Consider the following 12,917-nt stretch of genomic DNA (forward strand, 5'->3'; position numbering starts at 1 on the left):
TCCTGCCGCAGTACTTCACGTTCCTCATCGGTCAGTTGCTTGTATTTTTCTAAGGTCAAGGAATTTCGTTTCATCTTATTTCCCACCGTCGAAGATGTCGAACAGCCCTTTGATTTCCTTTACTAAATCGATCGTTTTTCGACCAACCTTTAGCGCTTTTCCCTTCCAAGATACTGCTTCAGGCGGCCGTATGCCAGAGATCAACACGCTAACTCCATCGTGGTCATGGTAAACAATGTAGTGAACGTTGAGTGAACTGAAAAGGTACTCATGGTTGGTACCATCGGTGCTTGAACCCAAATAGGGGTCCTTCGATAAGTTCTTTATTAGTCGTTCGAAGTCGGTATCAGAGACAGAGTACATAGCCTTGTCAAGGTCAACTATCTCGGTGTGCCGCACTGGGACCTTAATAGGCTTAGATGACAAATCATTCTCTCCAAAGCGTAATATCGGCTAGGAAGCAAAAAAAATGACGAAAAAGCAAGCGAAATTCAGTTTTGACTATTCAAAAGCATTGAGCCTTCTTACCTCCGATACCGGCACCACCTAAATCTCCCGCATCTCCACCTTTTTCTTCGGAACATCGCCCAAAAGCGAGGTGATACGCATCATCTGTCGGACCCGTTGACAAACCGCGTGTCTGAGGGTGGTTCGATATTCCTTTTTCCCCTCGGGCGCGCTTCATCACCGAAGGACAAAGCAATGAAGATCAGCGCGCGTATAGAAGATGGCAACGCCATCCTGAGCCTCACCACCATTTCCAGCCGTTCCATGTTGAAGGTCAACGACGCGGACCGATTGGCTGACGATCTGGAACGTTTCCTGACCAACCCCGATGCCGAGGCGATCAATCGCCACTACCGGCTTGTGCCTCACGAAACAGGACTGAGCGTTCAAGCCATTCAGGGCAATTTTGACCTTCCTTGGCGGCACATCACGACAGTTGTGAACGGACTGCGAGCCAATGTCTGATTGGCATTCACTGCCCCGAACCCAAAGCGCGTTGGCAGATGCCCAACTGCCGACGTGCGGGGTGTTCAAGATCGGTAACGATCCGGCCCCGCGAATTGTCTATGTCGTCTGGTCGGAACAGCCAGCCGACTGGCAACGCCGTTCAGCCGAGAGCATCGTATATGCCGCGATTGTGCGGCACGTGACGCCCGGAACAGTCTATCCGGGGTGTCCATGGGGCTGACGGGCACAGACCGCCCGCAGACGCCCGAAGAGGCGTTCGTTGTGGCAATCATCATGCAGGCCTATCGTGATCTGTTCATGCCGATACAAAAGAACGCTGCCAGTGCCGGTATCACGCAGTTGGAACAAGATCAGGCCATTTCATTTCTGACAGATCATCAGGGCGCGTTTGCGCGCCACCGAAAGGATCTTTGCTCTCTCATCGGCTGGGAGGGTGACGTACTTGCCGCCCGTATTCGCCGGATGATGGAAGGTGAGGAATTCCCCATTGTCTCGGACAAAAACGCGTCCTCTTTCCGAAAACATCTCCAAGGGGTCGAGCGAGTTCGGGCGCGTTGGAAGCACCTGAAATCACCGCCTAAAAGACCTTCTTCTTCGGTTGAGAAGACCCGGGAGCAGGACCGATTGTTGGTCTGAGCAACGCCGACGCATCGCTCCTATCTGTCCAGACCAGATTGAGCGTGGCGTCCCGAATTGCGTCACGCTCAATTTTTGGAACAGAAGGTGCGAAACTATGACAGATGAAACCACGGCTGCCCTGCAAGCCCTGATTAAGCAGGTTGAAACGCTCACCACCACGGTGACTGACCAGCAGAAGCGAATGGACGGGTTGTATGAGCATAACTCCCGTCTGCTCGATCAAATCAAAGACGGCAAACGGGATAACACCCCGGCCAAGAAATCCATCGTGGATATCGTGCAAGAGGAACAGCACGAGCGGAAGATGCAAGAGGCTGGCTTTCAACGCGCGGCAGATGGCAACTGGTATCCCAAGGGAGTCCGCCCCGCGCACTCTCTCACCCGCGAAGAAGCCCGTGATCCCGTGAAGTATCGCGAAGCGAAAGCCGCCGCCGAAAAGGCCGGGACCAACCTGACCATTTTCAATGATGGCAATGGCGATCCCACAACCCGCAACATCGGACAACCCCGAACCGTAGCCAAGCTGCACACCATCACCCTCGATGATGAGCATAATCGCGTCCGGTACGTCCGCGCAGATCACGAAACAGGCAACGGCCTCATTCAGCGCCGCCTGCGGGCCGAGAGCGAAGGTTACACGACGCGCACCTTCCGGGAACCCGGCGATCTGCCGGAACACATGCAGACCAAACTGCGCCTGATGGAGAATGCGGCCAATGCAAGTGACACCTGAGGATCGTGCCTGCCACGAATGGGCGTGCCGCATTGTTTACGGTTTTGAAGCGGAGGAAGAGGTGTTCGTCCTCCGCAACCTATACATTGTCTGGGGCGATGAGTTGGAAACCGAACTCGTTAAACTCAATCCGTCAGGCAACTCTCGCGATGCTGTCGTCGCCACGCTTGCCCAAATGATGAAATTGCACCTGCATGGCCTCGGGTTTGCAGAGTTGCGCAACGACCTCGTGCGGTCGAGTGTCAGTAAACAGTTCGCAAAGCGCGTTTATGATCATTTGATGTGTGTCTCCGTTGAGGAATGGGCTCGGTTGCGCGAGCGTATCACTTGGTACGGGCACGATAACGATGCCCCGATCACCGGCTCAACCAGCGTTCAAGGTGAGTCCTGATTATGGCGCAGGGTGGAAACAAGAATTCGGGCCGTCGGGCGATCATCGACATGCGGCCCGACAAGAACGAGATCATCAAGGACATTGTGCTTGGGCGACGATCTATGGCTGAGATCGCCCGCCGCCTTGGAGTCGATTACTCGACCGTACAACGGTATCGGGACGACAAGATCACCGAAGAAATGCGCCGCGAGATCATGGCTGAAACTCGCATTCAGGGGATCGAGGCGGACACCGAGATCATCAACCAAGACCGCATGGATATCGCCATGACCTATGAGTCATTGGCGCGACGTGTTGAAAAGCTGATCACCAAGGCAGAGCAGAACGAAGATGACGGGTTTGCGCTGGCCGCGATGGAAGGATTACGGAAAGTCCTGCGCGACATTGCGACCATGCAGGGCAAGCTGGCCCAAAACCTGACGGTCAACGTGTCTCTGGCCGAGTCCAAGGAATGGGTCACGCTCCGCACCATCCTGCAAGAGGTATGTGACGAGGTGCCCGCCGCCCGCGAGCCGTTGCTGCGCCGGATGCGCCACCACGTTCTGTCTGTCAGCCAGGAGAGCGGCGATGCCGTTTGACGCCTTTCATGACTGGTGCCTTGGCCTCGAACGTGATCTCGACCCGGCGGCAAAGATGGCGCATTTCCTGCAACAGGAAATCCCGAACGCCTTGCCGGACCCTTGGCAGGTCGAAGCGATTACATCAGCCGCCCAGACCGTCGCGCTGCTGGTTTGCCGACAGGCGGGCAAATCCTGCGTTCTGGCAACGCGCGGCGTTCGTGAACTAGAGCGCGGCGGCACGACCATATGTCTCGCGCCCGCCGAACGTCAGACACGCGAGATAACACGCAAAGTGCAACTATACCTGCGCGCGACCGATCTCGTGGTAGAGCGCGCGACACAGACGGAGATTGAATGCAGCAATGGCGGGCGGTTCATCGCCGTGCCAGCATCCGGGGCGACGATCCGGGGTTACACCGCCGATCTGCTGCTTGTGGACGAGATGGCCTATCTCCCCGGTGCAAACGGTGGCGAAGACGTTGTTGTCGCTCTGCTGCCAATGCTGAAAGACAATGGGCAGACGTTCTACGCCAGCACGCCCGCAGGAAAGAAAAACCTGTTCGCCAGCCTGTTTCTCGAACCGAATGACAGCGTGCATCGGATCAAGGTGCCGGGAACGTCGATCCCCCGCCTTGCGCCCCGTGTCGAACGGCTCCGCGCCCAGCTATCGGCCACACGGTTCAGGCAGGAGGTCATGTGCGAATTCCTGTCCGACGGCATGTCTTATTTCGATCTGTCTATCATAGAAAACGCGACCAGCATGGAGGGCGCGGTATGCCCGAGGATTTGAACCTGATCTATCGCCCCAATGGCGACGTGGTGAACGAAACGAACCAAGACCCGGCCATTCCCAGAGTGAAAGGCTATGTGCGGTATTGGATCGGGGCCGACCTTGGACAGGCCAATGACTTTAGTACTGTCTGTGTGATCAAGGATCAGCAATTGCCCATCTACGATGGACACCAAGTCACCCTAGGGCAACGTGACCGCACGATTGTCTATGCCGACAAGTTCCGTGGGGTGTCATATGTGGATGTAGTGGATCACCTGATCAAGCTGCGCAATGCCCCTCCATTCGGTGGCAAGTCTGATTTGGTCATCGACGGGACCAGCTTGGGTCGGGTCGTATCGGACATGCTGTTCGAACAGAGCGTCCCGCACACGGCCATTCAGATGACGGGCGGCTCGGATTACACCACCAAAGGCCGCTACTGCAACGCGTCCAAAACCCTGATGATCGAAAACCTTGCCGTGCTGTTCGCATCGGGTGAGTTGAAGTTCGCGCATGACCTGCCACTGCGGGATGAGATTGAGGAAGACCTAGCCTCGTTCACAACCCAGACAACGGCAGCGGGAAATCAAATCATCACCCAATCCCGCAACGCGTCAGGTCACGGCGATCTTGGGATCGGGTTGATTGTGGCGGCTTTCGCATCGCAATATTTGGCCGGGCGGGCGATACAGGTCAGCAGTCTTGTCGGTATGTACTGAAAACCCTCCTGACCAGTTTAATAGTCAAACGCATCAAACAACGCTGAGACGTCGAAGGAGGAGTCATAGCCGGGAGCCTGAACACCTTCCAAGCCAAAGGTGAAAAAGTGCTTCCTTGCGGCCCGCCAACCTCTCACCAAACTAGGGAATTGAACTTCGACGCCATCATCGTCATCCGCTTCCTCGCGCCATGCCGACGGAGAAATCCAATTGCCGAGAATGAGTTCTTCGTTTGACGGGGTTGGGCAGTTTCTACCATACCGGCTTCGCAGCATTTGCCTTCTTTGAACACAAGCCCGGCGGACCATGTTGACCGTCCAACCGTCCAGCGCTTTGAGTACCGTAGGGTCTTCAATCAGGCAGTAGAAACCCATCAGGCCGCGCATTGTCCTGAGTTGCCCCTGATCATAGAGAAAGTCTTGGATATCTTGCTCCTTGAGACCGCCATAAAAACCTCTGCGAAGCTCATATATCAGGCCCAGCAAATCCCAATCGTAGCCTCGTCTTCTATTGGCTCTTCTGCGATTGAAGCCGTGATTTAGCGCGTTTATTAGATAAACATTGATCAGCCGGGATACCTTTTGCTGTAGTTTCTTCTCAGTCTTTTTGGGAAGCGTGAGGCCGGCGTCTTTGAAACCATAGCCTAGGTACGTAAAATCATTGATGGTCCGAACTTCATGCTGGTAGTCAGAAATCACCGCAATGCCGGGTGACTTTTTGCGGTTAACGATCAACCCGCTTTCCGCACAATGCCGATCAAAGCATCGCTCCAGCCGCTGCGCTTCTTCGTAGCTGCCACAAATCGCCACGACGTCATCCGCGAACCGTACAAATTTCCCTGACTCGGCAGACAATTTTCTGTCGAGGTCATGATTTGCGAGGTTCGCCAATATCAGAGAAGCTGACGAACCTTGTGGCGTCCCCTTTACTTTGCGCTTGAATGTCGAAGTTCGGTGACCTTCGGAATCCCCATATCGGTGATGTAGAAAGGCTTCAAAGATGTGCCGCTCATGGGGTGTCAAGCTAACCGTTGTCCGGTCAGCGATCTTCTTTTTCAGATAGTTCGCGGGGATGTTGTCAAAGTACTTTTCGAAGTCGATTTGTACGGCGAACAGTTTCCCTCCTTTGTCAAAATCTCTCAACGCCAAAATAGCATCAAAGACGTTCTTATCCGGGTGGTACGCATATGAGTGCGGGGACAGCCGTTTCTTGTTTCTGTTTATTGTCCGTCTAAGCAAAACGTTTGCCACCGCAGCGTCTGGTATTCCAAAAGCCGTGACTTCGCGCTTGGAACCGTCGGGCTTGGGAATCTGGAAATGAACGGCGGGCTCGGGATCGTATTCTTCTCGCAGAATCTTGTGCCAAATCGCCGTCGCGATAACGTTGGCATTTCGCTTGCAATGTCGCGGGTCAAAATGACGATGCAGCGGAGTTCGTGACCGTACAGACGGCAACGCTGCTGGTAGGCCGGTTCGGCGTTCGAACTTTTCCCGATACTTAGTTTCTTTTTCCGCCTGCTGACGCTCTTTATCAAATGCTTTTTTACTCAAGCGTTTGATTTCTGACCTTAATTCGTTGCGCATTATTTCTCTCTTAAATTTCGGTGGGGCGCATAGAGTAAGGGGAAACGGCAACCTTTGGTCGCCGATACCATCCAGTAGATCTCTCGAACCACTGTCGCCAATTCAGTTTCCCGAAAAGGTCGTCATCGACCCCATAAGGGCCAGGTAGGTCACGCCCCACCTAGGCTTCACGCCATATCAGACAAAAATCAAAGCCTTCGGGAAGTGTCAATCTTAGATTGTACGCAGCTACTCTAATGATGCAGCAAGTTAACATTCTACGCAGAACGCTCAATACAGTCGCGGCTATCAGAACAGCAGTACTAGAGGACAATCACCGACCCAAATTCGCGTTAGTGCGGTGATACTCCCAAATGGCACGATCCAGCGTCAGCGATGTCCAGTTTTGCCCTCTGCTCCGCAATTCCTTAGCAGCCAATCTAAGCAAGACAGAAGTCTGACGAGGTTGAGGAAGATTTGGCATTCCTAGTGCTTCGCCGATGAACCCCTGAACTCTCCGATCTGGCTTGCCAAGATCATCATCACCAGCGAGCATCATAAAATAGTCGAAAGCGATGCCACTGGATTGCCCCGGCAACCCCAAGATAATGGACTCAGCATACTCCCTGCGTTCTTGATCCAAGTCCGTGAAGCCATCAATCTCAGCGTCTACTAGAGCGCGACAAAACAAATGAACCGCCTCAGCTTTCAAAATGCCTGACCGGGACGACGTTCGCTGGCGGTTTTCATAGACGGATACGGCCATTTCCTTGGAGCCGATCTTCTCACAAATTGAAACGAACTCTCTTACTCCATGTTCACCTAGACCTCGCCCCTCACGAGCGGCAGCAAAGAGTGTCCAACCGGAAAATTCACAAAACCGTTCTACGGTTCTTTGCGTGCTGGCGTAGCGAGCGCTTATTGAGAAAACTGCATCAATGACACAAAGGGGAAGGGAGGCATAACGGTATTCGCCCGCCAAGGCTGGCACTTCAAGTTCAGTTTTCTCAATGTGGTCCGCTAGGTCTGTAACCAATGATATTGAGACTAAGTTCAAGATCAAAGCCCAATTTGTCGACGATCAGTGACATAGGTAGGCGCCCAAGGTATCGCCAGTCAAGAATAATGTCACTGATCGTCTGTAGACTGATTGACGACATTTGCGGCCTGACTGCCGCATGGACATTCGTTCTCGGTTAAGCTTAAACATGCGCAGACTGCGCCAGTCGAAAGGCTGGTCACAGGAAGAATTTGCTCATGAAGCTGGGCTGCACAGAACCTATATCAGCGATCTTGAGCGCGGAGCCCGCAATCCCACGATCACCGTCGTGGACAAGCTGGCAAAAGCACTGGGTGTCAAGGTCGGTGCTTTGCTGGACTGACCGAGGATTAACAGGCGTGGCCATCAACAGACGAAAAACTCTGGTCGACTTGAGGGAGTTTCCCAGAGCGCTTGAACTCTCGAGAAGCCTATATCGCGAGAAAAAACATCTTAGCCAATCCCACGAATGTGTGGAAATTGCTGAGCTGCTTGGCGTATCCAATATTGCGGTATGGCACGCCTACCACCGTGGTGATCTAGGTGTACCATCTCCTAACCCAGCAAGGGCAGAGGCATGGGCGCGAGGAGAAGCATATTACATTGCTCCTGACCGTACGTGTCGAAAATGTCATGGGGAGCGTAGAATACCCGGTGACGACACGTGCTACGACTGTGAAAGGGGCCGACGCGATAAGATGCGGAAACCATAGTGTGGGAGTGGGCCTTCCTGGACTCCAGTAACTTCAGGACGAAACACCATTAGACCGAAAGAGCGTTTACTTTTCTGCAGTGAGTTTGACAAATGCTGGAGTAAACACACAACAGGGTGCAACATTTTGAACGAGGATTATGTCAAACGGCTAATAAAACTCGTCGCGGAACTTCTCGCGATTGCCGTTACCGTTGTGCTCCTTCAGGTGTTCATCAATTGGGTCGGGTTCCAATCAGCGTGGCCCATTCTTGTTGTCGTTCTGATCGTCTTGCTCGTCGTCATCGCTGCGATGCGCGAGCAGTAGGTCAGCCTGTTGTGGGTTTTGTCGCCAACTATGAACTTCTGTCACAGAGTAAGATTTGTTGTACCACAAGCCACCCTCATTGACTTGGGTTACCTCAAGCGTAACATCTAATATCACTCCACCAGCCAATCGCAGATCAGTTGCACCCTCAAGGATTTGATGCTTGAAGCGTTCATCAAGCATTTTTGCTCCAAACTCATGCCCATTCGCGAACAACCTCCACTGTCGATTGCTGTCGATTAGCGGAGGCTGAACAAGAACCACTTCCAACCGTTCCGGGACCACGCGTGGCTCAGCCACATCTTCGCTTTCTATCGCAGGATGGCGAGTAGCGCGCTCCAGAAACTCATCTCGTGGCACGATTACTTCGGGCCTTTTGTCTTTGTCATTTGGTACAGCGGCAACCCCCGAGATCGCCTGATCTTGTTCGACTGCCTTAAAAAACTCTCTCCGAGGTGTTTTGACAGTTTCTGAACGCTCAATTTTCGATACGGCTTCAGCAATCCGGGCAATGTCCTCATCGGTTAAGGTCGTGTTCTCGTCAGCCAAAGCCTCAACCACCTCATCCATCGCTTTACCTTGAAAGTGTCCCACTGCGTTGTTGAATAGTGTTGTTGTCAAAATGATAGCAAGTGTCTTCAATCTATCGCGCGTCACGACTCCTCTAAGCAGAGTTATGATGCGGAGGCTTCCCTCGCCCGATGTCTCGTAGACCAGCGAAAATTCAACGCCTGGCTCCATCAAGTAGATGGCCTCACCAGCCATCTTCTCAAATTCAACCATAGCACGTCCTATCGCCCCGATTGTCGGTCGGGCATTAGGCTCAAGATCGAAGTAAATCGTTACGGGCTGCTCAATCATCTATTTGTAAACCAACGGTTATTGCACTTTCTGTCACTAGACACAGTTCAACCATGCATTGCAACAATTCGCAGACCGCTAACGCAAGGAGTTACATCTCGTGCCAGCCATCCAAGTCAACGCCCTGTAATCACGTTGCGGAGTGAGCCAATTGGCCTGAGTTGCTGATCGGCACACTGGACCGTTTCATTCGAACTGTTCCATAGCTGAAAAAGCTGGCTAGGTTTCCCATCTAATCCGGCGCGGTTTTCAACAAAAAAGGATTGGTAAATCAACGCTTAGACGTTGCAAATTTGTTGCAAAAATCGAAAACCGCCAAGCTTTAGCTCAGCGGTTTTTCGTTTCCGATCAATCGGTTAAAGTGGTGAGCCGTGCAGGATTCGAACCTGCGACCCACTGATTAAAAGTCAGTTGCTCTACCAACTGAGCTAACGGCCCACTCTTTTGTTTGGATCCTTTGGATCCGTGGCGCTCTGTAAGGCATTTTCCCGACTGGGTTCAAGGCCTTATTTCACACCTCGTTACGCCTGTAGTTTCTTTCGAAACGGCGTCCCGATAGGCGGCCTACTTAGGCAGGTGGCGCAAGGGGGTCAACCCCTTTTTTCACGAATCTGCGCCACAGGGTGGATTCCCATCCGCAGCAACGTTATATGCCCGCCATGCAAGGAATTCAGAACACCGGATTGCCCTTTATGAAGATGCATGGGCTGGGCAATGACTTTGTCATTGTGGATGCGCGCGCGCATGAGGTCGGGGTGACACCAGCCTTGGCTCAAGCCATTGGGCATCGGCAGTTTGGGGTTGGTTTCGACCAGCTCGCCGTCATCGAAAAAGGCGCCTCAGATGCGCATCTGGTGTTCTATAACGCCGATGGCTCGACCTCGGCCGCCTGTGGCAATGCCACCCGCTGTATCGCGCGGTTTCTGATGGAGGAAACCGGCAAACAAACCCTTACCCTGACCACCGAGCGGGGAACGCTATACGCAAGCGATGCGGGGGACGGGCTGACCTCGGTAAACATGGGGCCGCCGCAGCTGAACTGGCAGGATATCCCGCTGGCCGAAGACGTGGACACGCTGGAGCTGCCGATTGAGGGCGCCCCAACCGCCACTGGCATGGGCAACCCGCATTGCACCTTTTTCGTCGAAAATGCCGAGGCGATCCCGCTGGCAGAGTTCGGTTCGCGCTATGAATACCACCCGCTCTACCCGCAGCGGACCAACGTGCAGGTCGCGCAGATCATCGGGCCAGATCACATCCGCATGCGGGTGTGGGAACGCGGCGTGGGCATCACCCTGGCCTCTGGGTCATCCTCCTGTGCAACCGCCGTGGCCGCAGCCCGGCGCGGCCTGACCGGACGCAAGGTGCAGATCGAGTTGGACGGCGGCACAATCTGGATCGACTGGCGCGACGATGGCGTCTGGATGACCGGCCCCACGGCCCATGTCTTCTCGGGCCTGCTGACGCCGGAATTCCTAAGGTCGCTGGGATGAACCCGCCCAAATTCACCACGCTGGGCTGCCGCCTGAACGCCTATGAGACCGAGGCGATGAAAGAGCTGTCACAACAGGCCGGTCTGACCGATGCGGTGGTGGTGAACACCTGCGCCGTGACCGCCGAGGCAGTGCGCAAGGCCCGGCAGGAAATCCGCAAACTGCGCCGCGAAAACCCGAATGCCCGGCTGATTGTGACCGGCTGCGCTGCGCAGACAGAACCGCAGACCTTTTCCCAGATGGAAGAGGTCGATGCCGTCATTGGCAACACGGAAAAGATGCGACCCGAAACCTGGAAAGGTATGGCGGCGGATTTCATTGGTGAAACCGAGGCCGTCCAGGTTGATGACATCATGTCGGTTACCGAAACCGCTGGCCACCTGATCGACGGGTTTGGCACTCGGTCCCGCGCCTATGTACAGGTTCAGAATGGCTGTGACCACCGCTGTACCTTCTGCATCATCCCATATGGCCGCGGTAATTCGCGCAGCGTCCCCGCGGGCGTTGTTGTGGACCAGATCAAGCGTCTGGTCGATAAGGGCTATAATGAGGTCGTTTTGACCGGCGTCGACCTGACCTCATGGGGGGCTGACCTGCCTGCCCAGCCAAAGCTGGGTGATCTCGTTATGCGCATCCTCAAACTGGTGCCGGATTTGCCGCGCCTGCGGATCAGCTCGATCGATTCGATCGAGGTCGATGAAAACCTGATGCAGGCCATTGCCACAGAACGCCGCCTGATGCCTCACTTGCATCTGTCGCTGCAGCATGGCGACGATCTGATCCTGAAGCGGATGAAACGCCGCCATTTGCGTGACGATGCGATCCGCTTTACCCAAGAGGCCCGCAAGCTGCGCCCCGAGATGACCTTTGGCGCTGACATCATCGCCGGTTTCCCGACCGAGACCGAGGCCCATTTCGAAAACTCGCTAAGGCTGGTTGCCGATTGCGATCTGACATGGCTGCATGTCTTCCCCTACTCCAAACGCGAAGGTACACCCGCTGCCCGCATTCCGCAGCAGGTCAATGGCAATGTCATCAAAACCCGCGCCGCCCGTCTGCGCGCCGCTGGCGAGGTGCAGATTGCCAAGCACCTGACCGCCCAGGTTGGCAAGATACATCACATCCTGATGGAAAACCCCCATATGGGCCGGACCGAGCAGTTCACCGAAGTCACGTTCAAAACCGCTCAATCCGAAGGGCAAGTCGTGACCGCCACCATCACCGGCCGCTCCGCAACACAGCTCTGCGCCTGAACCGCCCCTTCCACCCGCTTGCAACAAAAAACCCCCGCTGCCAGTGGCGCGGGGGTTTCTAACTTTTCTGAAAAGGCGCTTAGTGTTTCTTCTTGCCTTTAACGCCTGCCCACAGACGCTTGTTGACCAGGTACAACAGGACCGACAGAAGCGTCAGGAAGACTACACCGACAAAGCCCGAATACTTACGCTCCATCATCTTCGGTTCAGCCGTCCACATCAGGAAGGCTGCAACGTCTTCCGACATATGCTCGACGTCATTTGCGTGGCCATCAGCAAACTCGACCCGCTCATCAAACAGCGGGGCCGCCATTGAAATCCAACCACCGGGGAAGGCGGTGTTTTCATACAGGATCGTACCCGCTTCTTCTTTTTCCTCACCGGTATAACCGTCCAGCAAAGAGGCGATGTATTCCGCACCCCCCATACCTTTGAAGAACTGGTTGATCCCCAGACCGTAAGGGCCGTGGAAACCGGCACGCGCCTTGGCCATCAGGCTCAGGTCGGGTGCATTTTGTGAGTTGTTGATCGGGAAATGATCTGTCGTTTTCAGAGCGCGAAGCTCTTCCGTTTCAGGATCAAAAAGCGCGCTTCTGTTGGGCTCTTCATCGTACACGACGAACTCAGAAGCGTAGGCGATAACTTCTTCTTCCGAATAGCCCAGCGCTTCGAGATCACGCAGAGGCACATAGCGCAGGCCATGACAGGCCGCACAAACCTCGGTGTAGATCTGCAGGCCGCGCTGCAGCTGGTGTTGATCCCAGGTTCCGAACGGACCTTCGAATGAGAATTGGAAGTCCTCGATATGCTGTTCGCCTCCGCCTGCCGCGTTAGACGCGACAGGAGCAAGTGCGATAGCAAACGCGGCACCGATTGCAAGTTTCTTGAACATGTTTCC

General features: G+C 54.4%; 15 protein-coding genes and 1 tRNA gene. 11 read left to right on the top strand and 5 right to left on the bottom strand.

The genetic code is table 11. From position 1 onward, the window contains the following. The first annotated feature begins 702 nt into the window (after positions 1 to 702). From AC2FLG_RS17400 to AC2FLG_RS17435, 8 genes are all read left to right on the top strand, one after another. Positions 703 to 972, top strand: a complete 270-nt coding sequence (locus AC2FLG_RS17400; protein ID WP_496707272.1) for a hypothetical protein — start codon at positions 703 to 705, stop codon at positions 970 to 972. After that, the gene (locus AC2FLG_RS17405; RefSeq protein ID WP_496707273.1) at positions 965 to 1,195 is read left to right on the top strand and encodes a hypothetical protein; all 231 of its coding nucleotides are present in this window, start codon (positions 965 to 967) and stop codon (positions 1,193 to 1,195) included. The genes AC2FLG_RS17400 and AC2FLG_RS17405 overlap by 8 nt, the downstream gene beginning before the upstream one ends. Continuing rightward, positions 1,186 to 1,611: a hypothetical protein gene (locus AC2FLG_RS17410; protein WP_496707274.1), complete on the top strand. Its 426-nt coding sequence runs from the start codon at positions 1,186 to 1,188 to the stop codon at positions 1,609 to 1,611. The genes AC2FLG_RS17405 and AC2FLG_RS17410 overlap by 10 nt, the downstream gene beginning before the upstream one ends. Positions 1,612 to 1,708: 97 nt before the next feature. After that, positions 1,709 to 2,347 carry a hypothetical protein gene (locus AC2FLG_RS17415; RefSeq protein WP_496707275.1) on the top strand — a complete coding sequence of 213 codons (639 nt, stop codon included), beginning with the start codon at positions 1,709 to 1,711 and terminating at the stop codon, positions 2,345 to 2,347. Next, positions 2,331 to 2,738, top strand: a complete 408-nt coding sequence (locus AC2FLG_RS17420) for a hypothetical protein (protein WP_496707276.1) — start codon at positions 2,331 to 2,333, stop codon at positions 2,736 to 2,738. The genes AC2FLG_RS17415 and AC2FLG_RS17420 overlap by 17 nt, the downstream gene beginning before the upstream one ends. 2 nt (positions 2,739 to 2,740) lie before the next feature. Further along, positions 2,741 to 3,319 carry a hypothetical protein gene (locus tag AC2FLG_RS17425; protein ID WP_496707278.1) on the top strand — a complete coding sequence of 193 codons (579 nt, stop codon included), beginning with the start codon at positions 2,741 to 2,743 and terminating at the stop codon, positions 3,317 to 3,319. Next, complete coding sequence (locus tag AC2FLG_RS17430; RefSeq protein ID WP_496707280.1) at positions 3,309 to 4,091, top strand: terminase large subunit domain-containing protein; 783 nt, start codon at positions 3,309 to 3,311, stop codon at positions 4,089 to 4,091. Before AC2FLG_RS17425 ends, AC2FLG_RS17430 begins: the two co-directional genes overlap by 11 nt. Continuing rightward, a complete protein-coding gene (locus AC2FLG_RS17435; RefSeq protein ID WP_496707282.1) occupies positions 4,076 to 4,792 on the top strand; it encodes a hypothetical protein in 717 nt (238 codons plus the stop codon). The genes AC2FLG_RS17430 and AC2FLG_RS17435 overlap by 16 nt, the downstream gene beginning before the upstream one ends. A 17-nt stretch (positions 4,793 to 4,809) precedes the next feature. Here AC2FLG_RS17435 and AC2FLG_RS17440 read toward each other — a convergent pair whose 3' ends face one another. Together AC2FLG_RS17440 and AC2FLG_RS17445 are read right to left on the bottom strand one after the other, a co-directional pair. Further along, entirely contained in the window at positions 4,810 to 6,375 is a 1,566-nt protein-coding gene (locus AC2FLG_RS17440; RefSeq protein ID WP_496707283.1) for a reverse transcriptase domain-containing protein, read from the bottom strand. 313 nt (positions 6,376 to 6,688) lie between these two features. Further along, the gene (locus AC2FLG_RS17445) at positions 6,689 to 7,417 is read right to left on the bottom strand and encodes a DUF8548 family protein (protein WP_496707285.1); all 729 of its coding nucleotides are present in this window, start codon (positions 7,415 to 7,417) and stop codon (positions 6,689 to 6,691) included. A gap of 145 nt (positions 7,418 to 7,562) precedes the next feature. Here AC2FLG_RS17445 and AC2FLG_RS17450 point away from each other — a divergent pair, with 145 nt between their 5' ends. Then, complete coding sequence (locus AC2FLG_RS17450) at positions 7,563 to 7,736, top strand: helix-turn-helix domain-containing protein (RefSeq protein WP_254429689.1); 174 nt, start codon at positions 7,563 to 7,565, stop codon at positions 7,734 to 7,736. 604 nt (positions 7,737 to 8,340) lie between these two features. Here the strand turns inward: AC2FLG_RS17450 and AC2FLG_RS17455 are convergent. Both AC2FLG_RS17455 and AC2FLG_RS17460 read right to left on the bottom strand, forming a co-directional pair. Next, entirely contained in the window at positions 8,341 to 9,195 is an 855-nt protein-coding gene (locus AC2FLG_RS17455) for an LAPAL motif-containing putative phage structural protein (protein ID WP_496707287.1), read from the bottom strand. Between the two features lie 440 nt (positions 9,196 to 9,635). Further along, positions 9,636 to 9,711: transfer RNA gene (locus AC2FLG_RS17460), tRNA-Lys, on the bottom strand. A gap of 212 nt (positions 9,712 to 9,923) precedes the next feature. Between AC2FLG_RS17460 and dapF the strand changes: the two genes are divergently transcribed. Both dapF and mtaB read left to right on the top strand, forming a co-directional pair. Further along, the gene (gene dapF, locus AC2FLG_RS17465) at positions 9,924 to 10,766 is read left to right on the top strand and encodes a diaminopimelate epimerase (protein WP_496703180.1); all 843 of its coding nucleotides are present in this window, start codon (positions 9,924 to 9,926) and stop codon (positions 10,764 to 10,766) included. Further along, positions 10,763 to 12,019, top strand: coding sequence for a tRNA (N(6)-L-threonylcarbamoyladenosine(37)-C(2))-methylthiotransferase MtaB (gene mtaB / locus AC2FLG_RS17470; RefSeq protein ID WP_496707290.1), 1,257 nt, complete (start codon positions 10,763 to 10,765; stop codon positions 12,017 to 12,019). The genes dapF and mtaB overlap by 4 nt, the downstream gene beginning before the upstream one ends. A gap of 79 nt (positions 12,020 to 12,098) precedes the next feature. On the opposite strand, the gene AC2FLG_RS17475 is transcribed toward mtaB, so the two are convergent. Next, positions 12,099 to 12,911 carry a cytochrome c1 gene (locus tag AC2FLG_RS17475; RefSeq protein ID WP_496707291.1) on the bottom strand — a complete coding sequence of 271 codons (813 nt, stop codon included), beginning with the start codon at positions 12,909 to 12,911 and terminating at the stop codon, positions 12,099 to 12,101. Positions 12,912 to 12,917: the final 6 nt, after the last annotated feature.

The sequence above is a fragment of the Ruegeria sp. CDSA193 genome, assembly GCF_059611885.1.

Excerpts from the sequence above, each read along its gene's own strand:
- AC2FLG_RS17400 (WP_496707272.1), top strand. The coding sequence starts at position 703 with ATGAAGATCAGCGCGCGTATAGAAGATGGCAACGCCATCCTGAGCCTC.
- AC2FLG_RS17405 (WP_496707273.1), top strand. The coding sequence starts at position 965 with ATGTCTGATTGGCATTCACTGCCCCGAACCCAAAGCGCGTTGGCAGAT.
- AC2FLG_RS17410 (WP_496707274.1), top strand. The coding sequence starts at position 1,186 with ATGGGGCTGACGGGCACAGACCGCCCGCAGACGCCCGAAGAGGCGTTC.
- AC2FLG_RS17415 (WP_496707275.1), top strand. The coding sequence starts at position 1,709 with ATGACAGATGAAACCACGGCTGCCCTGCAAGCCCTGATTAAGCAGGTT.
- AC2FLG_RS17420 (WP_496707276.1), top strand. The coding sequence starts at position 2,331 with ATGCAAGTGACACCTGAGGATCGTGCCTGCCACGAATGGGCGTGCCGC.
- AC2FLG_RS17425 (WP_496707278.1), top strand. The coding sequence starts at position 2,741 with ATGGCGCAGGGTGGAAACAAGAATTCGGGCCGTCGGGCGATCATCGAC.
- AC2FLG_RS17430 (WP_496707280.1), top strand. The coding sequence starts at position 3,309 with ATGCCGTTTGACGCCTTTCATGACTGGTGCCTTGGCCTCGAACGTGAT.
- AC2FLG_RS17435 (WP_496707282.1), top strand. The coding sequence starts at position 4,076 with ATGCCCGAGGATTTGAACCTGATCTATCGCCCCAATGGCGACGTGGTG.
- AC2FLG_RS17440 (WP_496707283.1), bottom strand. The coding sequence starts at position 6,375 with ATGCGCAACGAATTAAGGTCAGAAATCAAACGCTTGAGTAAAAAAGCA.
- AC2FLG_RS17450 (WP_254429689.1), top strand. The coding sequence starts at position 7,563 with ATGCGCAGACTGCGCCAGTCGAAAGGCTGGTCACAGGAAGAATTTGCT.
- AC2FLG_RS17455 (WP_496707287.1), bottom strand. The coding sequence starts at position 9,195 with ATGGTTGAATTTGAGAAGATGGCTGGTGAGGCCATCTACTTGATGGAG.
- dapF (WP_496703180.1), top strand. The coding sequence starts at position 9,924 with ATGCCCGCCATGCAAGGAATTCAGAACACCGGATTGCCCTTTATGAAG.
- mtaB (WP_496707290.1), top strand. The coding sequence starts at position 10,763 with ATGAACCCGCCCAAATTCACCACGCTGGGCTGCCGCCTGAACGCCTAT.
- AC2FLG_RS17475 (WP_496707291.1), bottom strand. The coding sequence starts at position 12,911 with ATGTTCAAGAAACTTGCAATCGGTGCCGCGTTTGCTATCGCACTTGCT.